The 26,109-nt window shown below is 65.4% G+C and carries 24 protein-coding genes and 1 tRNA gene; 3 read left to right on the top strand and 22 right to left on the bottom strand.

The window, feature by feature from the left end; translation table 11 throughout:
* Window positions 1-94: 94 nt before the first annotated feature.
* The 3 genes from secA to EBMC1_RS17465 form a co-directional block, all read right to left on the bottom strand.
* A complete protein-coding gene (gene secA / locus EBMC1_RS17475) occupies window positions 95-2,830 on the bottom strand; it encodes a preprotein translocase subunit SecA (RefSeq protein WP_003052744.1) in 2,736 nt (911 codons plus the stop codon).
* Window positions 2,831-2,937: 107 nt separating this feature from the next.
* Entirely contained in the window at window positions 2,938-3,207 is a 270-nt protein-coding gene (locus EBMC1_RS17470; RefSeq protein ID WP_120694221.1) for a hypothetical protein, read from the bottom strand.
* A 107-nt stretch (window positions 3,208-3,314) separates the two neighbouring features.
* Window positions 3,315-3,698: a hypothetical protein gene (locus EBMC1_RS17465; RefSeq protein ID WP_003052738.1), complete on the bottom strand. Its 384-nt coding sequence runs from the start codon at window positions 3,696-3,698 to the stop codon at window positions 3,315-3,317.
* 147 nt (window positions 3,699-3,845) lie between these two features.
* Between EBMC1_RS17465 and EBMC1_RS17460 the strand changes: the two genes are divergently transcribed.
* The gene (locus tag EBMC1_RS17460) at window positions 3,846-4,652 is read left to right on the top strand and encodes an SDR family oxidoreductase (RefSeq protein ID WP_003052734.1); all 807 of its coding nucleotides are present in this window, start codon (window positions 3,846-3,848) and stop codon (window positions 4,650-4,652) included.
* Window positions 4,653-4,683: 31 nt separating this feature from the next.
* Here the strand turns inward: EBMC1_RS17460 and EBMC1_RS17455 are convergent, their stop codons facing one another.
* On the bottom strand, window positions 4,684-5,700 hold the full coding sequence (locus EBMC1_RS17455) for an amidohydrolase family protein (RefSeq protein WP_231292963.1): 1,017 nt from the start codon (window positions 5,698-5,700) through the stop codon (window positions 4,684-4,686).
* Window positions 5,701-5,861: 161 nt separating this feature from the next.
* Here EBMC1_RS17455 and EBMC1_RS17450 point away from each other — a divergent pair, with 161 nt between their 5' ends.
* Complete coding sequence (locus tag EBMC1_RS17450; protein WP_003052730.1) at window positions 5,862-6,851, top strand: LysR family transcriptional regulator; 990 nt, start codon at window positions 5,862-5,864, stop codon at window positions 6,849-6,851.
* Here EBMC1_RS17450 and EBMC1_RS17445 read toward each other — a convergent pair.
* The 12 genes from EBMC1_RS17445 to EBMC1_RS17390 all read right to left on the bottom strand — a co-directional run bounded on the left by EBMC1_RS17445 (window position 6,806) and on the right by EBMC1_RS17390 (window position 20,691).
* Window positions 6,806-8,185: an amino acid permease gene (locus EBMC1_RS17445; RefSeq protein ID WP_040590891.1), complete on the bottom strand. Its 1,380-nt coding sequence runs from the start codon at window positions 8,183-8,185 to the stop codon at window positions 6,806-6,808. The two genes, EBMC1_RS17450 and EBMC1_RS17445, sit on opposite strands and share 46 nt — an antisense overlap.
* Window positions 8,186-8,208: 23 nt before the next feature.
* Window positions 8,209-9,456: a kynureninase gene (gene kynU / locus EBMC1_RS17440; protein ID WP_003052724.1), complete on the bottom strand. Its 1,248-nt coding sequence runs from the start codon at window positions 9,454-9,456 to the stop codon at window positions 8,209-8,211.
* Window positions 9,446-10,888, bottom strand: coding sequence for an aldehyde dehydrogenase family protein (locus EBMC1_RS17435; RefSeq protein ID WP_231292962.1), 1,443 nt, complete (start codon window positions 10,886-10,888; stop codon window positions 9,446-9,448). Before EBMC1_RS17435 ends, kynU begins: the two co-directional genes overlap by 11 nt.
* Window positions 10,885-12,513: a thiamine pyrophosphate-binding protein gene (locus EBMC1_RS17430; RefSeq protein WP_003052718.1), complete on the bottom strand. Its 1,629-nt coding sequence runs from the start codon at window positions 12,511-12,513 to the stop codon at window positions 10,885-10,887. The genes EBMC1_RS17435 and EBMC1_RS17430 overlap by 4 nt, the downstream gene beginning before the upstream one ends.
* 97 nt (window positions 12,514-12,610) lie before the next feature.
* Window positions 12,611-13,294: a fumarylacetoacetate hydrolase family protein gene (locus EBMC1_RS17425; protein ID WP_003052716.1), complete on the bottom strand. Its 684-nt coding sequence runs from the start codon at window positions 13,292-13,294 to the stop codon at window positions 12,611-12,613.
* Window positions 13,295-13,313: 19 nt separating this feature from the next.
* On the bottom strand, window positions 13,314-14,237 hold the full coding sequence (locus EBMC1_RS17420; RefSeq protein WP_156001459.1) for a hypothetical protein: 924 nt from the start codon (window positions 14,235-14,237) through the stop codon (window positions 13,314-13,316).
* Window positions 14,238-14,351: 114 nt separating this feature from the next.
* Entirely contained in the window at window positions 14,352-16,106 is a 1,755-nt protein-coding gene (locus EBMC1_RS17415) for a hypothetical protein (protein ID WP_003052710.1), read from the bottom strand.
* A 129-nt stretch (window positions 16,107-16,235) separates the two neighbouring features.
* A complete protein-coding gene (locus EBMC1_RS17410; protein ID WP_081611233.1) occupies window positions 16,236-18,617 on the bottom strand; it encodes a TonB-dependent receptor in 2,382 nt (793 codons plus the stop codon).
* A 344-nt stretch (window positions 18,618-18,961) separates the two neighbouring features.
* Window positions 18,962-19,038 (bottom strand) — tRNA-Arg (locus tag EBMC1_RS17405).
* Window positions 19,039-19,086: 48 nt separating this feature from the next.
* Window positions 19,087-19,554: a DUF1178 family protein gene (locus tag EBMC1_RS17400; protein WP_003052705.1), complete on the bottom strand. Its 468-nt coding sequence runs from the start codon at window positions 19,552-19,554 to the stop codon at window positions 19,087-19,089.
* Window positions 19,555-19,557: 3 nt separating this feature from the next.
* On the bottom strand, window positions 19,558-19,818 hold the full coding sequence (gene grxC, locus EBMC1_RS17395) for a glutaredoxin 3 (protein WP_003052703.1): 261 nt from the start codon (window positions 19,816-19,818) through the stop codon (window positions 19,558-19,560).
* Between the two features lie 18 nt (window positions 19,819-19,836).
* Window positions 19,837-20,691, bottom strand: a complete 855-nt coding sequence (locus EBMC1_RS17390; protein ID WP_231292961.1) for a ComF family protein — start codon at window positions 20,689-20,691, stop codon at window positions 19,837-19,839.
* Window positions 20,692-20,734: 43 nt separating this feature from the next.
* Between EBMC1_RS17390 and EBMC1_RS17385 the strand changes: the two genes are divergently transcribed.
* Window positions 20,735-21,583 carry a methyltransferase domain-containing protein gene (locus EBMC1_RS17385; RefSeq protein ID WP_003052700.1) on the top strand — a complete coding sequence of 283 codons (849 nt, stop codon included), beginning with the start codon at window positions 20,735-20,737 and terminating at the stop codon, window positions 21,581-21,583.
* A gap of 28 nt (window positions 21,584-21,611) precedes the next feature.
* Here the strand turns inward: EBMC1_RS17385 and dmpG are convergent, their stop codons facing one another.
* The 6 genes from dmpG to EBMC1_RS17355 are packed head-to-tail and all read right to left on the bottom strand — an operon-like array spanning window position 21,612 to window position 26,104.
* The gene (gene dmpG / locus EBMC1_RS17380; protein ID WP_003052698.1) at window positions 21,612-22,634 is read right to left on the bottom strand and encodes a 4-hydroxy-2-oxovalerate aldolase; all 1,023 of its coding nucleotides are present in this window, start codon (window positions 22,632-22,634) and stop codon (window positions 21,612-21,614) included.
* Entirely contained in the window at window positions 22,631-23,587 is a 957-nt protein-coding gene (locus tag EBMC1_RS17375) for an acetaldehyde dehydrogenase (acetylating) (protein ID WP_003052695.1), read from the bottom strand. The genes dmpG and EBMC1_RS17375 overlap by 4 nt, the downstream gene beginning before the upstream one ends.
* A gap of 4 nt (window positions 23,588-23,591) precedes the next feature.
* Window positions 23,592-24,371, bottom strand: coding sequence for a 2-keto-4-pentenoate hydratase (locus tag EBMC1_RS17370; protein WP_003052692.1), 780 nt, complete (start codon window positions 24,369-24,371; stop codon window positions 23,592-23,594).
* Entirely contained in the window at window positions 24,368-24,892 is a 525-nt protein-coding gene (locus EBMC1_RS17365; protein WP_003052690.1) for a 3-hydroxyanthranilate 3,4-dioxygenase, read from the bottom strand. The genes EBMC1_RS17370 and EBMC1_RS17365 overlap by 4 nt, the downstream gene beginning before the upstream one ends.
* A 4-nt stretch (window positions 24,893-24,896) precedes the next feature.
* On the bottom strand, window positions 24,897-25,328 hold the full coding sequence (locus EBMC1_RS17360; protein WP_003052687.1) for a RidA family protein: 432 nt from the start codon (window positions 25,326-25,328) through the stop codon (window positions 24,897-24,899).
* Window positions 25,325-26,104 carry a 2-keto-4-pentenoate hydratase gene (locus EBMC1_RS17355; RefSeq protein WP_003052685.1) on the bottom strand — a complete coding sequence of 260 codons (780 nt, stop codon included), beginning with the start codon at window positions 26,102-26,104 and terminating at the stop codon, window positions 25,325-25,327. The genes EBMC1_RS17360 and EBMC1_RS17355 overlap by 4 nt, the downstream gene beginning before the upstream one ends.
* Window positions 26,105-26,109 lie beyond the last annotated feature (5 nt).

The following is a 26,109-nucleotide window of genomic DNA, read 5'->3' as shown; positions in this document are numbered from 1 at the left end:
AAGATGCTAATCGCGCCGCCGCGCGATGGCAAGCGGCCTCGTCACGGCGCGAAGGGCCGCGCGCACCGGCGCGCGGCCCCGCCGTCCTATGCCGTCAAAGCTGCCCGTGGCAGTGCTTGTACTTGCGGCCCGAACCACAGGGGCACGGCGCGTTGCGGCTGATCTCCAGCGCCGCATAGGGATTTTCGCCTTCGGGAAGATCGGGGCGCGGCACCTGCATCGGCGGCAGCGTGTCGGCGATCACGCCCAGCGAGCCGCCGTCGATATCGGCGCTGTTGTCCTCGCCGGTGAAGGGATCGATGTGCGTGGTCAGGAAGTCTGGCAGGTCGGGCAGCGGCATCGGTTCGGGTTCCTGGAACTGGAAATCGATCCGCGCCACGGTGCGCGTCACATCCTCGCGGATATTCTGCAGCATCCGTTCGAACAGCCCGAAAGCCTCGGCCTTATATTCGTTGATCGGCTGCTTTTGCGCATAGGCGCGCAGGAAGATCGCCTGCCGCAATGCGTCGAGCGTCGCGAGATGGTCCTTCCAATGATGGTCCAGCGTCTGGAGCAGGATCGACTTTTCGATACCGCGCCAGCTTTCCTGGTCGACTTGCGCCGCCTTTTCGGCGGCGGCCGCGTCGGCCATCTGCTGGATGCGCTCCTCGAAGATCTCGGCGTCGACCGCATCTTCCTGCATCCATTCATCGAACGGCGGGCTGAGGTCGAGGATGTTCGCCACCCGCTCCTTCATCGCCTCGATGTCCCATTGCTCGGGATAGCTGCCCGGCGGGCACGCATCGGCGACGATCGCATTGACCGTTTCGGCACGCATCGCCGTCATCGCGTCATCGACCGTTTCGCTGTCGATGATCTCGCCGCGCTGTTCGTAGATCACCTTGCGCTGGTCGTTCATGACGTTGTCATATTCGACCACCTGCTTGCGGATGTCGTAGTTGCGCGCCTCGACCTTCTTCTGCGCCGTCTCGATCGCCTTCGACAGCCACTTCGATCCGATCGCTTCGCCATCCTCGAGATTCTTGTTCATCATCTTGGCGAACAGCGTGTCGGGACCGAAGATGCGAAGCAGATCGTCGTCGAGGCAGAGGTAGAATTTCGACAGGCCGGGGTCGCCCTGACGGCCCGAACGGCCACGCAGCTGGTTGTCGATGCGGCGGCTTTCGTGACGCTCGGTGGCGAGCACAAACAACCCGCCGGCGGCCTTCACCGCCTCTCGCTCGGCGGCGACTTCCTCGCGGATTCGTGCCTCGGCGGCGTCGCGTTCGGCGCCTTCGGGCATGTCCTTCAGCTCGTCCTCAATGCGGAATTCTTCGCTGCCGCCGAGTTTGATGTCGGTGCCGCGGCCCGCCATGTTCGTCGCGATTGTCACCGCGCCGGCGCGGCCGGCCTGCGCGACGATATGCGCTTCGCTTTCATGGAAGCGCGCGTTGAGGACGCTGTGCGGCACGCCTTCCTTTTCGAGATAGGAGGACAGAAGCTCGGACTTCTCGATCGACACCGTGCCGACCAGCACCGGCTGGCCGCGCTCGTTCGCATCGCGGATCGTGCGTGCGATCGCGCCGAACTTGTCGGTGATATTCTTGTAGAATTCATCTTCCTCATCGATGCGCGCGATCGGGCGGTTCGTCGGGATGGTGACGACGTTCATCTTGTAGATTTCGAAGAATTCGGCCGCCTCGGTCGCCGCGGTGCCGGTCATGCCAGACAGCTTAGGATACATGCGGAAATAATTCTGGAAGGTGATCGAGGCGAGCGTCTGGTTTTCGGGCTCGATATTCACGCCCTCTTTCGCCTCGACCGCCTGGTGCAGGCCGTCGGACCAGCGGCGGCCATCCATCATGCGGCCGGTGAATTCGTCGATGATGACGACCTTGCCGTCCTTGACGATATAGTCGGTGTCGCGGCGGAACATCACGATGGCTTTCAGGGCCTGGTTGACGTGATGGACGACCTGCGTGTTCTCGATGTCGTAGAGGTTGCTGCCCTGGAGCAGCCCGGCGTTTTCGAGCAATCGCTCGACATGCTCGGTGCCTTCTTCGGTCAGGCTGATCGACTTCGCCTTTTCGTCCTTCTCATAATCCTCTTCGCCGAGCTGGAGCACCACTTCGTTGACGCGGATATAGAGTTCGGATTTGTCGTCGGTCGGGCCGGAGATGATCAGCGGCGTACGCGCTTCGTCGATCAGGATCGAATCGACTTCGTCGACGATGCCGAAATTGAACGGGCGATGGACCATCTGGCCGCGGTCATATTTCATGTTGTCGCGCAGATAGTCGAAACCCAGCTCGTTGTTCGTCGCATAGGTGATGTCGCTGTTATAGGCGGCGCGGCGTTCGGTTTCGTTGAGGTTGGGAACGATGATCCCGGTCGTCAGCCCCAGAAAGCCATAAACGGTGCCCATCCATTCGGCGTCGCGGCGGGCCAGATAATCGTTCACGGTGACGACGTGAACGCCTTTGCTCTCGAGCGCATTCAGATAGCAGGGCAAAGTCGCCATCAGCGTCTTGCCTTCGCCCGTCGCCATTTCGGCGATTTCGCCGCGGTGGAGGACGATGCCGCCAATCATCTGCACGTCGAAATGGCGCATGCCAAGCGTGCGCTTTGCCGCTTCGCGAACCGTCGCAAAGGCTTCGGGCAGGATGTCGTCGAGCGTTTCGCCGGCATCGAGCCGGGCGCGGAACTTCGGAGTCTGCGCCTTCAATTCCTCGTCGCTCTTCGCTTCCATTTCGGGCTCGAAGGCGTTGATCTTGGCGACGGTCTTGCGGATCGAATTGACGTAGCGGTCGTTGGACGAGCCGAACAGGCTCTTGGCAATGCTGCCGAACATGGCGGATTTCCTTGGATTATCGAAAAGGGTGGCGGACGCGCCGCACGAATATGCAGAAAAAGGCCCCGATCATTCGGAGCCTGGCCCGTCAGGGCATCGCCAAAAGGCTATTCGAGCGCGCGGTCGCTGCCGGTGAGGAGGCCGGGAAGATGCGGCGGGGCCGCCTTGCGCGGCTTGCCGCTGCCGCCGCTCGTCGTGCGGCGAGTCGGGGTAGCGGTGGTTGGTCGGCGTTCGCTATCGCTCGCCTCGGCCTTGTTCGCGCTTTCGGCGAGCAGGACCAGCGACCCCATTGCCACGGGCGTGGCAGGCGCCGCCATCGCCCGGTCCGCGGTCGCGAAGCCGGTGAGCAGCGCCAAAAGGGTCAGCAATAACCGCAAGAATCGCCCCTATTCCAATCCAACGCGCCGCATATAGCGCGCTGGTGCATGAACATAGGGTGAAAGGAGGCGGACGTCCAGAGGCGGCGGAACGACGTGCGACGCCCTCACGCGCCGCCCGATGGGCAATCCGCGACCACCGGCCCCTTCGTCTTGGCCTTCATATCGATCGAATCGACGCGCATCGTGATGTGGCTGGACCGGAAGAATTCGGGCGAGGTTTCGCAGAAGCCTATGACGAGGGCATCGGAAACCTGCTGCGGCGTTGCGTCGGCCCGCCATCCGTCGGGTCCGGTCACGGTAATCACCAGCGTATTGTCCTCGGCGTCTACCGCCAGGATCTGGATACCGCCCTCGAATACCGTCCCGATTGTCGTGCGCATGGCCGCGACATAGTCGCCGATCGTCAGCGCGGCATTCGGAGCCTGTGCGGTTGCAGCCGTTGGGATCGAAACGACCGCCAGTGCGGCGGCCAAAAACAGCTTGTTCATCGTCTGACACTCCCCTGCGACCCCACTTGCTCCATATCGCCGCGCGCATCGCTGTCAAAGCCCGTTTGCGCCGGGCGCCGCGATTGCGCTTGACGGGCGCGTCAACTTCGCCTGTTCTCTACTGACAAACATGTCAGGGAGGACGGGATGGCACGGAAGGCGATATTCATCACCGGCGGCGGATCGGGCATCGGCCGTGCCACCGCGCAATATTTCGCGGCGCAGGGTTGGTTCGTCGGGATCGCCGACGTGAACAAGCAGGGCATCGACGAAACCGCCGCGCTGCTTCCCGAAGGCGCCTCGTCGCGCCATGTCATGGACGTACGCGACCGCGACCAATGGAAAGCTGCCCTTGCCGAATTCGCAGCCGCGAGCGGCGGTCGCCTCGACGTCCTGTTCAACAACGCCGGTATCGGATCGGGCGGCCAGTTCCTCGACATGCCGCCCGAAGAGGCGGACCGGCTGATCGCCATCAATTTCGGCGGCGTCGTCAACGGCATCTACATGGCGATGCCGTTGCTGCGCGCGACCCCCGGATCGGCGATCCTCAACACCGGATCGGCGTCGGGCTTCTATGGCGTCGCCGGGCTTGCCGTCTATTCGGCGACGAAGTTCGCGGTGCGCGGGCTGACCGAGGGGCTGGAGATCGAGTTCGCCAAATATGGGATCAAGGTTCGCTCGCTGATGCCCGGCTTCATCGACACGCCTTTGCTCGATCAGGTCAGCGCCGACAGCAACGAGCCGGCCCGCGACCGCCTGTCGGCGAGCGGTTTCGAAATCTCGCCGGTGCAGGATGTCGCAAAGGCAGCGTGGGATGCCGTTCACGGCGACCGCGTGCATGTCCCCGTCGGCAAGATGGCGCGCCGCCTCGGTCGCCTCGCGCGCTTCTTCCCCGGCCTGATCGCCAAGCAATCGAAAAAGATCGACGGCCTCGGCGGCGCCGCGGCGCATTGACGCGCCGGTCGGGCGCGAAAGACGGTGTGCGCTACAGATTCAGAAACCTGCGGGAATTGCCGCTGAATATCTTGGCCTTCTGCACGCCCGACAGGCCGCTGTGATCGCGAACGAGCTGGCCGATGTCCTGCTCGCCGAGCGGAAACGGATGGTCCGAACCGAGCAGGATACGGTCTTCGCCCATCACTTCAACGAGCAGGGTCAGCGCGTGCGGATCGAACACCGCTGAATCGACGAAAAAGCGATCGACATAGGTCGAGGGCGGGTTCGGGCAATCGACACGGACGATATCCCGATATTTCCAGGCATTTTCGACGCGGCCGAGCAGAAAGGCGAAACTGCCGCCGCCGTGACCGAAACAGATGCGCAGGCTTTTCGGCAGGCGTTCGAAGGCGCCCGACAGGATCAGCGACAGGATCGAAAGCTGCGTCTCGGCGGGCATCGCGACGAGCCAGGGCAGCATATATTTGGGCATGCGTTCGCGTGCCATCATGTCCCACGGGTGGACGAGCACCGCCGCACCCACTTCGGCGCAGTGGGTGAGAAAGGTCAGGATGCCTTCATCGTCGAGGTTGCGCAGCCCCATATGATTGCCGATCTGGACGCCAAGATGGCCGCATTCCATCGCGCGGCTGACCTCGCGGCACGAGCGGTCGATATCCTGCAACGGCACCTGCGCCAGAGACTTCATCCGATGCGGCGCGTGGCCGCAAAATTCGAGCGCCGCGTCATTGAAGCGCTGCGCACATTCGAGCGCCTGCCCGGCGGGCCGACTATAGCCGAACATGATCGGCGTCGCGCAGATGATTTGCAGGTCGATCCCCTGCTGGTCGAGCGCTTCGACGCGGCGCGCGGGATTCCACAATATATCGTCGACGGGGCGGAACATCTTGGCGCCCGACATGATGAAGCCGCTGCCGTCGCCGTCATCGCGCAGCCACGGCAGACCGTCGGCTTCGGCGCGGGCGCGATAGGCGGCATCCATCGCCGGAAAGAAGTGGCTGTGCATGTCGATCACGGCCGCCCGTTGCGCTGGATTGTCCATCATAATTGTCGCCGCACCCTTGTCCTTCAAACACCCCGCGGGTCGCCGGAGCGCGCGGGCCATGCGGTTGAGTAACGACGGGTAGCTATCAACAATAATCCCCAGACTTGCCCTCGCTATTACAAAATGGCTATATCCTGTCCGAACCGGGTGGGAGATACATCATGCCAAAATTTCACGAGAATTTCCTGCTCGGACGCCTGAAGCTGCGTCAGTTGCGGCTGCTGACCGCCATCGCCGACGAAGGCACGGTGCTGAAGGGTTCGCAGGCGCTCAACATCGCCCAGCCCGCGGCCACGAAGAGCATCAAGGAGTTGGAGGACGCCTTGGGCGTCCAGCTCTTCGAGCGCTCGTCGCGCGGCGTCACCCCGACCGATTTCGGCGCGGTCATGATCAAGCATGGGAAGCTGATCCTTGCGCAGCTTCGCCATGCCGGCGAGGAATTGCAATCGCTGGAAGAAGGTCTGTCGGGGCGGGTCCATGTCGGCACATTGCTTGCGGCATCGACCTCGCTGCTGCCGCGCGCGCTGGCGCGACTGCGCGAGCGGCGGCCGGGGATCGCGGTGACGGTCGCCGAAGGCACGATCGACCGGCTGATGCCCGGTCTGCGCACCGGCGACATCGACGTCGTGCTCGGCCGCCTGCCCGAATATCGCGAGCGCGAGGGCCTAAAGCAGGATGTGCTGTACCTCGACACCGTGTCGATCATGGTGCGCGCCGGCCATCCGCTGACGCAGCGCGCCGCCCTGACGCTCGCCGACCTGGTCGATCAGGCGTGGGTGATGCCGCCGACGCAGACATCGCTGCGCCGCCAGATCGACCAGGCCTTTCGCCACGAAGATCTGGAACCGCCGCTCGACGTGATCGAATCGGTGTCGATCCTGACCAATCACGCGCTGTTGATGAGCACCGACATGGTGGCGGCGATGCCGCATCAGGTGGGCATCGGTCAGGCGGGCCTCGTCGCGCTGCCCGTAACGCTCGAAGGCGCCAGTTCGCGGATCGGCGCGACGACGCATGCCAATGTCGAACTGTCGGCGGCCGCCGCCTATTTCATGGACGTCGTCCACGAGGTCGCCGCAGAGATTCGCAGCGAACTGGGGCAGGATCAGCCGGCTTCCGCCGAGGGCGACACGCGCCGCCAGACGAAATAGGCCGCAGCGATCAGCACTAGCCACGGGCCACCCGCAAAGACGGCGACCTGCCAGTCGGCATCGACCGCCATCGTCACACCGATCGCCCCCAGCAGCGCCAGCCCCAAAAGCTGGGCATAAGGGAAGAAGGGCATCTGCACCGGCAGATCGGCGCCGCGATGGCGTCGCCGAAAACGCAGGTGACTGACGAGGATTGCACCCCAGACGAGCAGACCGCCGAACAGCACGATCCCGAAAAGATAATTATAGGCGAGCGGGGTAAGGATCGACAGCGACGCGGCGGCGAGGATGCCGACGCCGGTGACCATCGTTGCGCGCATCGGGACATGCTGCGCGTTGAGTTCCCCCAGCTTTCGCGGCGCATAGCCGCCGCGCGCGAGCGAAAAGAGCATGCGCGATCCCAGGTAGATGCTGGTGTTCATCGCCGACAGCGCGGCGGTCGCGACAACGAAGTTCATGATGCCGGCGGCATAGGGAATCCCTGCGCTGGCGAACATCTTTACGAACGGGCTTTCGGTCACGACCTTCGCGCCCGATTCGGTCCACGGCATAAAGGCGACGATGATGAACAAAGCCAGGATGTAGAAGAGGAACAGCCGCGCCGCCATCGTGCGCAGCGCCGCCGGTATCGCCTCCTTCGGGTCTTTCGCCTCGCTCGCGGTGCCGACGACGAACTCCAGCCCCATGAACGAAAACAGCGCCATCAGCACGGCCATCCAGACGCCCGAAAAGCCGTTGGGCAGGAAACCGCCGGCAAGCCCGGTGACATTGTGCAGCCCGACCGGATCGCCGACGATACCAAAGATACGGCTCAGGCCCACGATGATGAAGCCGACGATCGCCGACACCTTGATGACGGTCAGCCAATATTCGACCGACCCGAAATTATGCACCGCGCGCGTATTGACCCAGACGACCGTCGCCGCGCTGCCCAGCGCCCACATCCACACCGGCGTGTCGGGCAACCACCATCCCATATAGATGCCGACCGCAACCGCCTCGCTGCCGATCAGCAGCACCTGCTGGATCCAGTAGGTATAGCGCACGATGAAGCCCATCATCGGGCCAAGGTAGATTTCGGCATAGGTGCCGAACGAACCCGCCGTAGGATGGACGACCGCCATCTCCGACAGGCTGAACACCATGATGACCGCGACCAGTGCCGCGATCAGATAGCTGATCAGGACGCCCGGCCCGGCGTAGCCGATCGCGATGCCCGATCCCATGAACAGGCCGGTACCGATCGCCCCGCCAAGGCCGATCATGATGATCTGCGCTTTGCTGAGTCCGCGCTCGAGCCCCGCCTCGCGGTCGAGATAGGCCTGTTCGTTCATCGTCATTCCCCCTGCCCCCGCATTCAGGTCACCGCGTCGCGGATTTGATGTTCGGGTCGTTTCCATATCCCGCCATCCATGATCGTCACCAGCCGGTCGACCGCATCCCAGACATCGGCATAGCCGACATAGAGCGGCGTGAAGCCGAAACGCACCGTATCGGGCGCGCGGAAATCGCCGATCACGCCCGCTGCGATCAGCGCGCGCATGATCGGATAACCATCGGCGTGCGCAAAGGACACCTGACTGCCGCGCGCCGCCGCCTCGCGCGGGGACGCGAGGGTGAAGCCATGGCCGACGCAACGCTCCTCGACGAGCCGGATGAACAGGTCGGTCAGCGCCATCGACTTGGTGCGGATCGCGTTCATGTCAGCGGCGCGATGGATGTCCAGACCGACTTCGACCAGCGCCATCGACAGGATCGGCTGCGTGCCGATCAGGAACTGGCGAATGTCGCGCTGCGGCCGATAGCCGGGCTCGAAAGCGAAGGGCGCGGCATGACCCCACCAGCCGGTCACGGGCTGCAGCGCCTGACCCTGGTGCCGCTTTGCCGCGAACAGGAAGGCGGGTGAGCCCGGACCGCCGTTCAGATATTTATAGGTGCAGCCGACCGCGAAGTCGGCGCCCGCGCTACACAGGTCGACCGGCATCGCGCCCGCGCTGTGGCACAAATCCCAGATCGCGAGCGCCCCGGCCGCCTGCGCGCGCGCGGTGATCGCGGCCATGTCGTGGATATGCCCGGTCTTGTAATGGACGTGGGTGATCGCGACCGCGATCGTGTCCTCGTCGATCGCATCCGCGATCTCGTCCTTTTCGCAGAGCCGCACCTCCACGCGCCCGCCGGTCGCGGCGGCAACGCCCTGGGCAATGTAATTGTTGGTCGGGAAATTGCTGCCTTCGAGGATCAAGACCTTGCGGTCCGGGCGGAGCGCGACCGCCGCCGACAGCACCTTGAACAGATTCTGGCTTGTCGAATCGCAGACGATGACCTCGCCGTCCCCCGCACCGATCAGCGGGGCAAGCTTGTCGCCGAGGCGCACCGGCAGGTCGAACCAGCCCGCGCTGTTCCAGCTCTTGATCAGGTCGGCGCCCCATTCGCGGGTCACCACGTCGTGCGCGCGCGCCGCCGCGCCCTTTGGCATCGCGCCGAGCGAATTGCCGTCGAGATAGATCATCCCCGTCGGGATATCGAAGCGATCGCGCAAGGGAGCGAGCGGATCGGCGGCATCCATGGCCGCACAGGCGGCGCGATCGAGACTATCAAGCGTCATGGTAGCAAATCACCTTCGTCTGCGACATTTCGCGCGCCGCAAAGCGCACCCCCTCGCGCCCCATATTCCCGCGTCCGGCACCGCCGAACGGCATGGCATCGAGGCGGTAGTCGGTCGAATCGTTGATCATCACCCCCGCCGCACGCAGCCACCGCGCCGCATGGCGGGCGGTGCGGTGCGATTCGGTGAAGATAGCCGCGTGGATCGCGTAGTCGGCGCCGTTCGCGGCGTCGATGGCTTCGTCCAGGTTAGCGAAGCGAAACAGGCTCGCGATGGGACCGAAGGCTTCATGACAGGCCACCGGCGCGTCGCCCGGAACATCGGCAAGCAGCGTCGGCCGCACCAGCGCCCCGGCCCGCTCACCGCCCGTAAGCAGGGTCGCGCCGCGCGCGACCGCGTCGTCGACCCAGGCGATGACGCGCGCCGCCTCGTCACCGCCGATCATCGGCCCGACGTCGGTTGCCGGGTCCAGCGGATCGCCGACGCGCAATGCTTCGGTCGCGGCGACGAGCGCGGCCTGAAAGACGTCATGGATCGCATCATGGACATAGATTCGCTGCACCCCGACGCAATTCTGCCCCGCCGCGCCAAAAGCGCCCGCCGCGCAGGCGGCCGCAGCCCTCCCGACATCGGCATCGTCCATCACGATCACCGGACCGTTGCCGCCAAGTTCCATCGCCAGCCGCTTGATCCCGGCCGCGCGGCAGATCGCCTGCGCCACCTTTGCTCCACCGGTAAAGCTGACCATCGCCACATCGGCGTGCCCGGTCAGCGCGTCGCCAAAATCGCCGCCGCGCCCGGTGAGCAGGTTGAGCGCTTCGCCGGGCAGGCCAGCGGCGAGCAGCAGGCGGGCGAGCCGGATCGCGACGAGCGGCGCCTGCTCCGCGGGCTTGAGCACAACGGCGTTGCCCGCGGCGAAGGCGGGACCGAGCTTGTGACAGACAAGGTTGAGCGGATCGTTGAACGGTGTGATCGCGGCGACCACCCCGACAGGTTCGAGGACATAGTGGCCCGACCGCGCTTCGCCGCCGGGAAAGCTGTCAAAGGCAAGCGTCTCGCCCGCAAGCCGCACCGCCTCCTCGCCCGACAATCGCAGCGTGTTGACCGCGCGCGCCACTTCGCGCCGGGCGGCGCGGATCGGCTTGCCCGTTTCCGCCGTGATCGCTGCGGCGAAGCTTTCGGCTTCCGCCTCCAGCGCGGCGGCAGCGGCGTGGAGGATGCGCGACCGCGCACCGCTCGACAGATCGCGCATCGCCTCGGCACCGCGCAGCGCGCTCGCCACCGCGCGCGCGACGTGAGAAGGATCGGCGCAGGCGACCGCGCCGAGTGCCTCGCCCGACCACGGGTTGGTCACCGGCATCACCTGCTCCGCCGCTTCCCAGCGGCCGCCGATCAGCAGCGACCGTTCGCTGCCCAAGGCGGCGTGCATCATGGCTTGTCCTTGCGCAGCACCAGGTCGTCATATTCGCGGCTGTCGAGCAGGGCCTCGACGATCACCGGCCCGTCCGCGGCAAAGCCCGCAACGAGTGCCGCCCGAAATTCCGCCGGATCGCGCGCGACCGTTACCGGCACACCGAACAGCGACGGGCCGCCGATCGTTCCCTCGGCGCGCACCGGGGTGCCATAGATGGGATTGGATTTCTTTTCCTGCTTGATGCGGATCAGCGCGAGGTCGTTGTCGGTGAAGATCACGATCACCAGCGGCAGCTTTTCGCGCACGGCGGTCGCCAGTTCGCCCGCGGTCATCAGGAAGCCGCCGTCGCCGAGCACGCAGCAGACCGGCACCTCGGGGCGACAGAGCTTCGCGGCGATTGCGGCGGGAAGGCCGAAACCCATCGCTGACCAGCCGTTGGTCATGATCTGCGTGCCGGGTTTCGGCGTGCGCCAGTGCTGCCCGATCAAATGGGTGTGCGCGCCGACATCGCACGTCATGATGCCATTGTCAGGCAGCACGTCGCGCAGCACGTCGAGGGCCGCGCAAGGCGCGAAGGCGCCGTCCCGCCCCGCAAGCTTCGCGAACATCGCGGCCTTGCGATCGGCGAGCGCGGCGAGGTCCCAGCGCTTGTTGGCAGCGGGCAGCGCCAGCAGCGCGTCGAGCGCCGGCCCGATAGAACCGACGACCTCGGCGGCGACCGGATGCTTGTCGCGGTCGATATCGGCGGGCACGACGTCGATGCTGGCGAGCGCCAGCCCGTCCTTCATCCAGCTTTCGTAATTGAACTCGATCGGGTCATAGCCGACCGCGAGGACCAGATCGGCCTCGGCATGGGTCTGTCCCACCATGTCGGAGAGCGCGTGGAAGAGCACCCCGGCGTAATTCGGATGATCCTCGGCGATCATGCCCTTCGCCATCGGGGTGAGCAGCACCGGCAGGCCGAAGCGCTCGGCGAGCGCGGCGATGCGGTCCTGCACCCCGGCGTGAACGGCACCGAGACCGATTGCGAGGACAGGCCGTTCGGCGGCGGCAAAGGCGGCGACCAGCGCGGCGGTCGCGGCGGGGTCGGGCATCGGCAGCGGGTCGGCCTCGACCGCACCGATCGCCTGCGCTTCGACGGCTTCGGCGCTCATTCCCTGCGGCAGGCCGACATGCACTGCGCCGGGGCGCCCCGACAGCGCGATACGCGCGGCCTCGACCAACGTGTCGACCGCCGTGTCCGCCGCAATCCGCATCGTCGCCTTGGTCAGCGGCGCGAACAGCGCCTGATGGTCGATCCCCATCTGGACCGTGCGGCCGCGCAGCGGCGCCGGCATCTCGTCGGTCAGCGCGAGCATAGGCGATCGATCGAGCGTCGCGCCGCCGACGCCGGTCGCAAGATTGGTCGCGCCGGGACCGAAGGTGCCGAAGCACACTCCCGGAACGCCGGTCAGTCGCCCGCAGACGTCGGCCATGAAGCCCGCGCCGCCTTCGTGGCTGGCCAGAACGAAATCGATACCGTCGGTCGTGCGGATCGCTTCCATATAATCGACCCAGCCGCCGCTCGGCACGCCGAAGATATGGCGGACGCCCAGATCGCGCAGCCCCGTTACGACGTTACGGGCGACTGTGGTCGATGTCATGTGCGATCCTTCATCCGAGAGCCAGTTTCGCGACCGGCCTAGGCGCCGAAGCCATACACAAAAAATACCGAATGGCCGTCATGATATATCGATGCGGTTATAGGAAGCGGTTGGCTATGGTCCCGATGCCGTCGACACCGCCTTCGACGACATCGCCCGCGACGATACGGCCTACCCCCGCGGGCGTGCCGGTGTAGATCAGGTCGCCGGGCCGCAGTTCGACATAGGCCGACAGTTCGGCAATGATGTCGGCCACCGGCCAGATCATGTCGGTGATGTCGCCCGCCTGCCGCGGCTCGCCATTGACCGACAGCCAGATGCGCGCGTGCGTCGGGTGGCCGACCTCGGTGGCCGGGCGAATCGGCGACAGGACGGCGCTATGGTCGAAGCCCTTTGCCATGTCCCACGGCCGCCCGGCGGCCTTTGCGTCGGCTTGCAAATCGCGGCGCGTCAGGTCGTTGCCGACGGCATAGCCGAAGATATGCGACAGAGCGTCGGCCGCCGCGATATTCGCACCGCCTTTGCCCAGCGCCACCACCAGCTCGATCTCGTGATGCAGATTGTCGGTGCGCGGCGGCATCGCGATGTCGGCGGTCGCTCCGACGAGCGCGTCGGCGGGCTTCGAAAAGAAGAAGGGTGGCTCCCGCGTCGGATCGCCGCCCATTTCGCGCGCATGATCGGCGTAATTCTTGCCGACGCAAAAAATACGGCGAACCGGAAAGCGATCGGCGCTGCCGGCAATCTCGGCAGAAGGTGCGGCAACGGCAAATGGCAGGGTCATGAAAAGGGCGTCCTCGATGTCAGGAAGACGGATAGAGCGCCGCGCGACACTTGCCGAGGTCGGCGCCCGCAAGGCCGCCTTCCCTCACCGCATTCCACGGGCTGCCCATCTTGTCTTCGGGGCGATACCAGAAGCCATAGAGCTTGCCGTTCGCCGCGACCAGCGTCGCCGCGCCGATGCTGCCCTCTTCCTTCGAATACCAGGCAAGCCGCATGATGCGCCCGAATACCGTCCCGCGCAGCGTGCCGAGCCCGTCGTTGTAGCAACCGAATATCTCATTGCCCTGCTGCCGCAACAGGATCGGGCCATATTCGTGCGAATAGACGCCGCTCGCATCGGCATCGGCAACCGCCGCGTCGCCGCGGCGATCGAGCGTGCCGAGCACGGCAAGATCGGAAAGCCGCGTCGGCCCGCGGCCCTTCCAATTGCTGTCGATGCGCAGTCGGAGCCAGCGTGCCGATGCGGCCGTCGGCAGTTTCACGACGGTTCGCGCGTCCGCTTTCGCCTCCCCCTCGACCAGTGTTTCATAGGGCCCCTCCGGCCCCTTGTCCGAGCCGAGCAGCGCGAAGCGCCGTACCGGCGACCCTTCGGCGGTCTGCGACATCGATCCATCCTCACGCACCACCGGCTCGAACCGGTTGTCGAGCGCGACGGCATCGATCTTTCCGGTGCCAGCCAGCTCGAAATTCAGCGCGTGCGGCAGCGTGACGCCCTTGTCCGACAGCCAGCCATAGGCAGGCCCACCATCGACCAGGTTTATCGCCCAGGTCGACCAGTGGCGCTTCGCCTCGCCCGCATCCGCTTCGGCAATTCCGCCCCAGCTGATGTGCAGGATATTGTCGCCCGCGGGTTCGGCGGGAGCCTGCGGCGCCTGTTTACCGGGCGTGTTGGAGCATCCGGCAAGGAGCAAGGCCCCCGCCAGCGCCATTGTGGCTGTGCGCATCCGTTTGTCCTTCTAAAACATTTCTTCCGTCATCCCGGCGAAGGCCGGGATCCCGACCTCGCGTCTCACCGCACCGTCTAGACCCCGGCCTTCGCCGGGGTGACGAACAACTTTCTATTTCCGCTCGGGCCAGATATTCTTCGGCGCACCGAGGTTCGGCTTGCCGAGCAGCGGGCTCGACAGCGCGTAGACGCCGTTCACCGAAAAGGCCCAGATGATGTTGCGGTCATATTCGGTGTAGACCGCGAACGTGGAATTGCCGAACGTATAGTCTGGCATTTCCTTTTCGTTGGCGAAGCGCGGAACGAAATAGCCCGCGATCGTCGGCTTTGCCGGGTCCTTGACGTCGAAAATCTGGATACCGGCGTTGTAAAAGGCATAGATGGCAAGGCCCTGCCGGCCGCGCTGGGGCTGGGTCAGCCCGCCCGACCGTTTCGGTCCGAAGCTGCCGCGACGCTGGCAGAAATCGGTGAAGGAGGCCTCGGGCGGCGGCGTCGGGCGCGGGAAAGTCGCCGCGACCTTCGGATGCGCGGGATCGCGCACGTCGATCGAATAGATCGGCTTGAACGGCTCGTAACAGCTTTCGTTCATCGGATAGCCGTTGGAAAAGACGAAGCCGGTGCGGTCATATTGGCTGACATCGACATTGTCGAACTCGGTCCCCGCATAGCTCGGCGGCACCGACAGATGGCCGAGCGTCTTGGGGTTCGCCGGATCGCTGAGGTCGAAGCTGTAGAAGCCGAGGCCGCCCATGCCGCCGAAGCCGATCTTGCCGCCCGCCTCGACCGGCTTCGACGTCACGATCGGATAGCGCGAACCCATCCAGCTCGTCCGGTTGCCCGCGCGCGGATTGGCTCGGTACGCCGCTTCGCTTTCGGGATCGCCGAGGCGCTGGCCGGGGACGGTGATCTGCGAAACGAACTTCGGATCGGCGGGATCCTCCATGTCCCAGACCTGATAGCCGGGCGAATAGAGATAGTCGGGATATTCGGTGAGCGAATAGCTGTCGTCGGGCGCCGACGAGAGAAGCATATATTTGCCCCCGAACCATGTCGCCGCGTCGAGCGCGCCCGATCCCTGCTGCTCGCCCACGGGCGCATCGGGATGTTTGTAGTCGGTGGTGCGCGTCGCGATCAGGTCCCATTTGTCGGGCGTCGGCCCGTTCATAACGAAGACCTTGAAACCCTTGAGCGAATTATAGTGCCGCTGCGCAGCGACCTTGTCGGGCTCGCGGCGCTTGTCCTCCATCAGGCCGAAACGGCCGATCTCGTAAGAGGCGACCAGGACATTTCGTTGCAGCTTCTTGCTCCAAGCCACCGTGACGCCGCCGAAATAATCGGTGACCGCCGACGGATCCCAATCCTCGCTCGATCCCTTGGCGCTCCATACGCCGCCCTTCGACCAGACGATCTTCGCCTTGCGCGGATCGGTAACGTCAAGGATGCGCAGATAGTCGCGGTCGTGGGTGTAAAGATAGCGGCGGCCGGAAAAATCGACGACGTTCGCCCACGCATGCCAGGGCGACGTTACCGTTGGATAGAAGGCGATAACCTTCACATTCTTGGCATAGCTGTTCTGGTCCCAATGATCGAGCTGCCCCGGAAAAGACGGCGGATCGTTGGTCAATCGGGTCGCGACCGGATGCCGGAAGCTGCCATCGGGATTCATGCCATAATCGACGCCCGGCACCGGATCCTTGGGAGGATTGTCGGGCGTCGCCGCGATCCAGGCTTTCAGCCAGGGATCGCGAACGTCGATCGGCGCGTCGGCATGACTGCCGCTCCAATCCGCCGCCATAGGCGCGGTCGCGCTGAGCAGAGCGGCGACTGCCAGACTGGTCCCCGCCATGATCTTGATACCGCGCTTCATTATGATTCCTCCTTCTCGTTGACTCACATCGTCATTGCGAGCGAAGCGACGCGGCAATCCAGAGTAGGCGTAAACCGCTCTGAATTGCCTCACTCCTCGCAATGACGATCATTGTGGTCCTCATCGACCCTAGAAGCGGAACCGCGCGGTCACGCCGTAGGTGCGCGGCGGGATGTAGGTGGAATAGATGGTTCCGAACAGTTCGAGCTTGCTGGTGAAGTTGAGCTCGTTCGTGAGATTCTTCGCCCACGCCGTCACTTCCCATTTGTCGTCGGCATCGCGCAGACCGATCCGTGCATTGAGCAGGATTTCGGAGTCGAACTTCAGGATGGGCGTGTTCGGATTGTCGAAGAAATTCGCGCCGGTATATTGGAAATCGCTACCCAGAACGAGCACCAGATTATCGGCGATCGGCTGGTCGAGATTGGCGGCGACATTGAAGGCGTGTTTGGGCGTGCGGCGACACGTATTGCCGTCGAGATCGGTTCCCTCATCGTCGATGATCAGTTCGCCGGTGAAATTGCAGCGCGAATAGGCATAATTGCCCGACAGGGTGAAGGCGTCGGTGATGCGCGCCTGGAAATCGAGCTCCAGGCCGTAGGCGCGCGTACCGTTCTTCGCATTGAAGACGAAATTGTCGGGCGGCATTCCCGGCCCCGGTGACAGGAACTGGTTGGTCTGCAGATTGTCATAGTTGGTATAATAGGCCGCCGCATTGATGAACAGGCGCCGGCCTGCCAGCGCGAGCTTTGCGCCGACCTCGAAGCTGTTGGCGGTTTCCGGGTCGAACGATACCAGCGCCTCTGCGGGCGTGTTTGCGTCCTCGCCGGTCCAGCCGCCGGGCTTGTAGCCCTTGGCATAGCGGGCGTAGAGCGTGACATCGTTGCTCGGTTCGAAACGCAGCGTCGCACTCGGCAACCATGCATCCCAGCTGCGCGTTTCGCCGACCACGAAATTGACGGCCTCACCCTCGAACGACACGCCGGAGCGGTTGTTCGAATAGCGTTTGTGGTCATAGGCGTAGCGCAGTCCGGCCTCGAAAGTCAGCTTGTCGGTGATGCTGTAGCTGAGCTCGCCGAAGACGCCGACATTGTCGTTGCGCGAGGTGGTGACGGTGTGGTTCGATCCCGGTGACGGCGTCGCGGGGGTGCCGCCATAGGCCATGGCGAAGGCGAATTCCTCGATCGCCTGATAGTCGGGGAAGAGGAAGTTCACATCCTCGGCGCGGCGGATATTCTCGTGCAGATAATAGGCGCCACCTTCGATACGGAGCGGGCCGCCATTATCCCAGCGCAGGCGCAGTTCCTGCGAGAATTGCGTCACATCCTCGCCCTTGCCGCTGTCGAAATAGCTGTCGGGAACGGTGGCCAGATAAGTGTCGAGCCCAGCAACCATCGCCGAGGTGATGTCGGGCGCGTTGGTCGCGGGACCGATCGGGAAGTTGAAAAGCATCCCCGACCCGTCTTCGCGCGCCGTCAGCGAACTGTCGCGATAGACGGTTTGCGACGTGACGCTGAGCCCGCCGCCGGCCTGCCAGTCGATCGTACCGCTGACCCCGTACATGTCGCTGTTCTGGAAACCCGTGAAATTATGATTTCCCGACCGCGGATCGGCGCTCTTGAAGGGCGCGTTGCGGTTCGGCAGCACGAAGCCCGGCAGGCTATCGATCGTCGGCGCATAATAGCCGAGATAGGTCACTTCCTCACTGTCGCCCGGAATGAGGATATCGACCCAGCGCGCCCCGTCGCGGTGGCGGGTGTAGTCGGCAGCCAGATTGACGTCGAGCGATGGCGTCGGTCGCCAGCGAAGCTGGGCACGCACCGACTGCATATTCTGGTCTTCCTCGTCGCCGCCGCGCAAATTCTTCGCATAACCGTCATGGCTGCGCGAACTGGCGACAAGGCCCAGGCTCAACGTGTCGGACACCGGCCCGCGCACCGATCCGGCGACGTCGAGGCGGTTGTAATTGCCATAGGTCGCCTCGAACCGTCCTTCGAACGTATCGCCGGGCTTCTTGGTCACATAGTTGATCAGGCCGCCGACGACGCTCTTGCCGAAGCGCAACGCCTGCGGCCCCTTCAGCACCTCGACGCGTTCAAGGTCATAGAGGTCGAGCAGCGATCCCGTGCCGCGCGACAGATAGGCGCCGTCGACGAAGATGCCGACCGCCGCATCGGCGCCCGCACCCTGAATATCGGAGCCGATGCCGCGAATGAAGAGTTCGGTGTCGACCGCCCGCTCGGCGCTGAGCTTCAGGCCCGGAACGCGGTAAGCGACTTCAGAGAAATCCTTGATTCCGGCGCGTTCGAGCGCCGCGCTGCTGAACGCCTGAACCGAGATCGGCACATCCTGCAGGCTCTCCTCGCGCTTGCGCGCCGTCACCACGATCTCGTCACCCGGTGCCGCGGCCGCAGCCTCGTCGGGTGCCGATTGCGCAAATGCCGTCGCCGGCGTCAATTGTGCCGCCGCGGTTGCCAGAAGCGCCCAGCGCAGATTCCCCCTAGATCCCATTTTCTACCTCCCGAGCAGCCATGCGCCTTTGCCTTCAAATGCGGCACTGTCGACACTGGCCTTGTTGATCGCCGGGTATGGATAGGTCGCCACAATATATCGATATAATAGATTATGCACGCATCACTATTCCAAAATGGCCATATCGCGAGCGACACTTGTTGCGCCGATCACCCGCCGCCGCCGACGACACGACCGCCCGCGCCCGAAGATGCCATTTTTTGAAAGACATAAGCCCGACGCCGACCTTCACGCCCGTGCGAAAGCCGCATGTTATGCGGTTCAACGCCTGCGCTGGGATGCGCTCGAGCGGGCGGACACCCGTGAAAATGCCGTAAGGGACTTGGTGCGCCCGACAGGATTCGAACCTGTGGCCCCCAGATTAGGAATCTGATGCTCTATCCTGCTGAGCTACGGGCGCGTCGGCGCTCGTTTAGCGGGGCAAGGCGCGCAGCGTCAATCGGCGCGGTCAGTTGATTGCGTCGGGCGGCGCGATCGGGACGAGGAGTGGCATGGCGGCGATCCCGTCGTCGTGCAGCGCCTGCGCCTCTTCGGGCGAGGTCTGCCCGTAGATCAGGTCTTCGGGCGCGCGGCCTTCGTGCATCGCGCGCGCGGCATCGGCAAAATCGCGTCCGACCCAGCGCGATTGCGGCAACATCTCGGCCTGTTTGGCGGCGATCGCTGCAAGAACTGCCTGGACCATTTCGGCAGAGGGTGCTGCATCGGGTGCCGGTGCGGCTGTCGGCGCGGCGACCGCCTGCTGGTTCGACTTGGCGCCGACGCGCGGCGCCATCACCGCCTTCTTCACCCTGCTGTCGCCGCATATCGGGCAGGCGATCAGGCCGCGGGCCTGCTGGTCGGCGAAGCTGTCGCTGCTCGCGAACCAGGCCTCGAACCGGTGATCCCCGGCGTCGCAGCAGAGATCGAAGACGATCAAGAGTCAGCCCGCGCCGAGCAGCGGGTCGAGCCCGCCCCGTGCATCGAGCGCCGCCAGATCGTCGCTGCCGCCGATATGCCGGCCATCGATGAACACCTGCGGCACCGTGCGGCGACCGCCAGCCCGTGCGACCATCGCGTCGAAACCGGCGCGGTCCATCGTCACGTCGATCTCCTCGAACGCGGCGCCCTTGTTCTCGAGCAGCGCCTTCGCCCGCGTGCAATAGGGGCAGAGGAATTTGGTATAGACTTCGATCCTGGCCATGGGACTGATTTCATCCTTTCACCGCTGCATATCGGAATCGAGCGCCGCAAAGTCAAATGGCGCGGCATTGTCCGGCACATCGCGGACGACGCGCGCCCAGCAGAGCGCCGACACGCGCGCGGCACCGCTGCGGCGCAGCGCCCGCGCCGCAGCACGCAGCGTCGCCCCGCTGGCATGCACATCATCGATAAGGATGAGGTGCCGACCCGCGGCGCGCACCTTGGCATCGGGCGCCAGCGCGAAGGCCCCCGCGACGATCTTCTCACGCTCGCGGCGCCCCTTGCCGCGCAGCGCCGCGGTCGCCTTGCGCCGGACAAGCAGATGCGGATCATGCGCCGCGCCGGTCAGCCGCGCCAGTTCGTCGGCGATCAGCGCCGCCTGATTGAAGCCGCGCGACCAGAGCCGCCAGCGGTGCAACGGAACGGGCACGAGCAGCGGTTCGGCTTCGCCCGCCAGCGCCTCAAAAGGCCGCGCCATCAGGCGCGCCATCAGCCGGGCATGGCCAAGGCGCCGTCCATATTTGAGCCGTAGCGCCACCGTCCGTGCGACGGGTCCATAGGCCAAAGCCGCTGGCGCGCCGTCGAACGGTGGCGGATCGGCCAGGCACGCGCCGCATTCGCTCACGACGCCGGGGAGCGCCGTCGGCAGCGGCACCGAACAGCGGGCGCATGAAGGGCCATCCAGAAAATGCAGCGAATTCCAGCAATCGAGGCAGAACTGCCCGACTTCACCCACCACCAGCCCGCACCCCGGACAACGCGGCGGCAGCGCATAATCGAGGAGCGCCGTGCCCAGTCGGCGAATGCCGCGCGACAGGACGGGCGCCGCCGGCGCCGGCGCATCATCCTCGCTGTCTTCGGCCATCGTCGCCATCGGCCTCTTGTGAAACATCGCGCCCGGCGGCACAAGCGCGCCCATGTCGCAGCCGCCGCCGCTCTTTTCCGCCGCCCGCCACCGCGCCCAACGCGACCGGCTGGCGCGCCTGCCCGCTGATGCCAATTTCCTGGCGCCGATCCTGGCCGAAACGCTGCTCGACCGGCTGGAAATGGTCACGCGCGACTTCGACCGCATCTTGCTGATCGGCGCCCACGATGCCGCGCTTGCCGACGCGTTGCGCGCACGCGGACGGGCGCTCGACCTCTTCGAGGCCGGACCGCGGCTCGCCGCGGCGACGGGAGCGATCGTCGGTGAAGTCGATGCAATCAACCTGCCGCTCGGCCAATATGATCTGATCGTCTGGCCCGGCGGTCTCGACGCCGTGAACGACGTTCCCGGTGCGCTGGTGCGGCTGCGCGCGCTGCTGGCGCCCGACGGCCTGCTGCTCGGCGCCTTTGTCGGCGACGGCAGCCTGCCGCGCCTGCGCCGTGCGACGATGGCAGAGGGGGTGCGCACCATCGCGCGGATGCACCCGCAGATCGACCTCGCCGCGATGGGCAATCTGCTCCAGCGCACCGGCTTTGCGTTGCCCGTCGTCGATGTCGAGGCGCTGACGGTGCGCTATGCGGCGCTGCCGGGGCTCGTGCGCGATCTGCGCGCGGCGGGCCTCACGAGCCGCCTCACGCCGACGCCGCTGCCGCTGACACGCGCCGAAGCCGCGCGCATCGCGGTCGCCTTTGCCGAAGGCGCCGACCCCGACGGGCGCATTGCCGAGCAATTCCGTATCATTCATTTCAGCGGCTGGGCGCCGCACCCCGACCAGCCCCGTCCCGCCCGCCGCGGCAGCGGCACGGCGTCGCTGATCGACGCGCTGTCTCCCCGCCCCTAGGTCGGCTGCGCAGTCCGGCGACCGGCGCCTATTGCTTCGCCATGTCGAGCGCGACATCGACGATCATGTCTTCCTGTCCGCCGACCATCTTGCGGCGGCCGAGTTCGACGAGGATCGCGCGCGTGTCGAGGCCGTGCTCGGCCGCCGCTTTTTCGGCATGTCGGAGGAAGCTGGAGTAAACCCCCGCATAGCCGAGCGTCAGCGTCTCGCGATCGACGCGCACCGGGCGGTCCTGCAGCGGGCGCACCAGTTCCTCGGCCGCATCCATCAGCGCGAACAGGTCGCAGCCATGGTTCCAGCCATATACATCGGCGGCGGCGATGAAGACTTCGAGCGGCGCATTGCCCGCCCCTGCCCCCATGCCGGCGAGGCTGGCGTCGACGCGGATCGCACCATTCTGCACCGCGACGATGCTGTTCGCGACGCCGAGGCTGAGATTGTGGTGCGCGTGGACCCCGCGCTGCGTCTCGGGCTTGAGGACGCAGTCATAGGCGGCGAGGCGCGCCGCATAACCGTCCATCGTCAGCGCGCCGCCGCTGTCGGTGACATAGACGCAATGTGCGCCATAATCCTCCATCAGCTTCGCCTGGTTCGCGAGCGCGTGGGGCTCCGACATGTGGCTCATCATCAGGAAGCCGGCGACGTCCATGCCGAGCCCGCGCGCAAACTCGATATGCTGTTTCGCGACATCCGCCTCGGTGCAATGCGTCGCGATGCGGACCGAGCGCACGCCCATTTCGTAAGCGTGCTTCAGGTCGTGGATCGTCCCGATGCCGGGGAGCAGCAGGGTCGTCAGCACGCTATGCTCGAGTACCTCGGCGACCGCGCCGATCCAGTCCCAGTCGGTGTGGGCGCCGAAGCCGTAATTGAAGGAGGAACCGCTCAGCCCATCGCCATGCGACACCTCGATCGCATCGACCTTTGCCCGGTCGAGCGCGCGGGCGATCGCCTGCACATGATCGAGCCCATATTGGTGGCGGATCGCGTGCATTCCGTCGCGGAGGGTGACGTCCTGGATATAGAGTTTGGTCGTGGTCGGGTCGAAGCTCATGCGGCCACTCCTTCGTTCATGCGGAGCGCGATCTTCTCGGCGGTCTTGAGTGCCGCCGAGGTCATGATGTCGAGATTGCCCGCATAGGCCGGCAGATAATGCGCCGCGCCCTCAACCTCGAGGAAGACGCTGACCTTCAGGCCCGTGAAGCTGCCGCCCATTTCGGGAATGCGTAAGGGCGCATTGCCGCCGATGCTTTCGAACTGGACCGCCTGCTTGAGGCGATAGCCGGGGACATAGGCCTGTACTTCGGCGACCATATCCTCGACCGACTGGCGGATCGCCGCACGGTCGCCGTCGTCGCACAGGCAATAGACGGTATCGCGCATGATCAGCGGCGGTTCGGCGGGGTTGAGGACGATGATCGCCTTGCCGCGCGTCGCACCGCCAACCTTTACGATCGCCTCGCTCGTCGTTTCGGTGAACTCGTCGATATTGGCGCGCGTGCCGGGGCCGGCGCTTTTCGACGAGATCGAGGCGACAATCTCGCCATAATGCACCTTGGCGACGCGGTTCACGGCCGCGACGATCGGGATCGTCGCCTGCCCGCCGCAGGTCACCATGTTGACGTTATCGGCATCGAGGTGCGCGTCGCCGTTGACCGGCGGGATCGTGTAGGGACCGATCGCCGCCGGGGTCAGGTCGACGACGCGCTTGCCGTGCGCGATCAGCACGTCGCTGTGCCGCTGGTGCGCCCCCGCCGAGGTCGCGTCGAAGACGATGCCGATGTCGGCGAAGCCCGGCATGGCGATCAGCCCATCAAGACCGTCGGCGGTGATCGGAACGCCGAGCCGTTCGGCCCGCTTCAACCCGTCGCTCTCGGGATCGATGCCGACGAAGGCGCCCATTTCGAGCGTGTCGGACAGGCGCATGATCTTGATCATCAGGTCGGTGCCGATATTGCCCGACCCGATGATCGCGACCTTGGTCTTGCCATTGGCGGTCTTCGTCATTTCGCTATGCCTTGTATGTAAAACTGCAGGTGCCGATGCCGGCGATGCGTGCCTCGACATGGTCGCCGGGGGTCAGCGCAACCATCGGCCCGAGCGCGCCCGCGAGCAGGATATCGCCGGCCTTCAGCGGCTCGCCGCGCCCCGCCAGCGTCCGCGCGAGCCAGGCCGCGGCATTGAGCGGGTTGCCAAGCGCGGCGGCGCCGACGCCGGTCGAAGCGACCGCGCCATTGACGGTCATCTCCATCGCCGCGCCTTCGAGGTCGAGCCCGGCGAGCGGCAGGCCTTCGTCGGCCAGCACGAAGAAGGCCGAGGAGCCATTATCCGCCACGGTGTCGGCGAAGCTGATTTTCCAGTCGGCGATGCGGCTGTCTACGATCTCGATCGCGGCGTGAACCGACGCCACTGCCGCTGCGACCTGATCGGGCGTCGTATCGGCACTCGGCAGGTCGGCATCCAGGATGAAAGCGATCTCGGCCTCGGCCTTCGGCTGGATCGTGCGTGCCGGGTCGAGGCGTCCGCGATCGGCGACGCGCATGTCGTCGAACAGGACGCCGAAGTCGGGCTGGTCGACGCCGAGTTGCGCCTGCACCGCCTTCGCGGTCAGCCCCGCCTTGCGCCCGACAATCCGCCGGCCCTGCGCTTCCCAGAAGCGCGTGTTGATCGTCTGCACCGCATAAGCGCCCGAGGCATCGGTCGGATCCAGCGCATCGCGCAGCGGCGGGACAACCCCGCCCGCATAGGCATCGCGCAGGCGACGGGCGACGGCTTCGTGGGTTGCCGTCATCGCGCTTTGCCCGGATGGACGGCGCCGCAGTGGCCGCAGGTGCGCAGTTCCTCGCTGGCGTAGAAGGCTTCGAACAAGGGCGGCAGATCGCGGACGATGCTCTGGAGCTGCACCTCGACGCGATGGACGATATGGCCGCAATCGTCGCAATACCATTGGAAGGCGTCGATCAACCCGTCGAGGCGCTTGCGTTCGATAACGAGGCCGACGCTGCCCGCGACGGGGCGCTGCGGCGAGTGCGGGACGTTCGGCGGCAACAGGAAAATGTCGCCTTCGCGGATCGGCATGTCCTTCGGGCCGTCATCGGTCCACAGGCGCAGGTTCATGTCGCCCTCGATCTGGTAGAAAAACTCCTCGAGCGGATCGACATGATAGTCGGTGCGCTGGTTCGGACCGCCGACGACGGTGACGATGAAGTCGGCATCTTCCCAGATCTGCGCATTGCCGACCGGGGGTCGCAGCACGTCGCGATGATCTTCGATCCATTCGCGGAAGTTAAAGGGCAGTCCATAAGTCAGCATGGCGTCATCCTTTGGGCGCGCGCGGGATGAAGGCAGTCGCCTTGATCTCGATCAGCAGATGCGGGTGGGGAAGCTGGTGGACCGCGACGGTCGTCCGCGCGGGACCGGCTTCGTCGAAATATTCGGCATAGACAGCGTTATAGCCGCCGAAATCGTTCATGCTGACGAGGAAACTCGTTACATCGACGACGTCGGCGAGCGAACCGCCCGCGTCGGCGAGGATCGCGGCGATATTCTCTATCACCGCGCGCGTCTGCGCGGCGATGTCGAGGGTGACGGTGCCGAACTCGTCGGCTGAGGCGCCTGCGAAACTGTTGTCGGCGCGGCGCGAGCTGGTGCCCGAGACGAAGACGAAATCGCCGGCGCGGCGATAGTGCGGAAAACGCCCGCGCGGGCGCGCCTTGCCGGGGATAACCCTGCCCTCACTCTCGCTCATGCCGCGCCTCCTTCGATCGTGAAGCCGACGCGGCCGAGATGGCCTGCGTCGAGCGATACGCTGCGCGCGGTGCCGATCGCGGCCGCGGCGGTCGCGCCGCCGAGCATTATGGTCCAGCCCGGCTGAAGCACCAGCCCTGCCGCCCCCGCAAGCCGCGCCGCGGCGACGAGCGAGCGGATCGGATCGCCGAGGATCGCCGCGCTCGTCCCCGTCTCCACAAGCTCGCCATCGACGCGCATCGTCATCGCGACGTCCGACACGTCGGTATCGGCGGCAAGCCACGGCCCGGTGACGAAGGCCGACGACGACGCATTGTCGGCGACGACATCGCCGAGCGCGAAGCGGAAATTCTCGTAGCGGCTGTCGATGATCTCGAGCGCTGCGGCGACCGCATCGACCGCGGCGAGCGCTTCCGCACGCGTGACCTCGCCCGCGAGCGGCGCCTTCAGTCGCACAGCGACCTCGGGCTCGACGCGCGGGTGGATGAAGCGTGCGCGCTCGATCGCGGCGCCGTTGACGACGACCATGTCGGAGGTCAGCCGGCCCCAAATCTGGTCCTTGAGCCCCATCTGGATCATCTTGGCTTCGCTGGTGAACCCCATCTTCACCCCGACGAGCGTTGCGCCGCGCGCGAGGCGCCGGTCGATCGCGGCGCGCTGGATTTCATAGGCTTCGGCGAGCGGCAATTCGCCCTCTTGCCCGGTGATCTGCGCGATCGCGCGGGCACCGAGGGCGGCTTCGTCGAGCCTTGCGGCGATGGCGGCAATGTCGGCCATATTAT

This window comes from Sphingopyxis sp. MC1, from assembly GCF_000371385.1.
Taxonomy (GTDB): domain Bacteria; phylum Pseudomonadota; class Alphaproteobacteria; order Sphingomonadales; family Sphingomonadaceae; genus Sphingopyxis; species Sphingopyxis terrae.
Note: the sequence above shows the minus strand (reverse complement) of the source record. Positions and strands in the feature narration are given on the sequence as shown.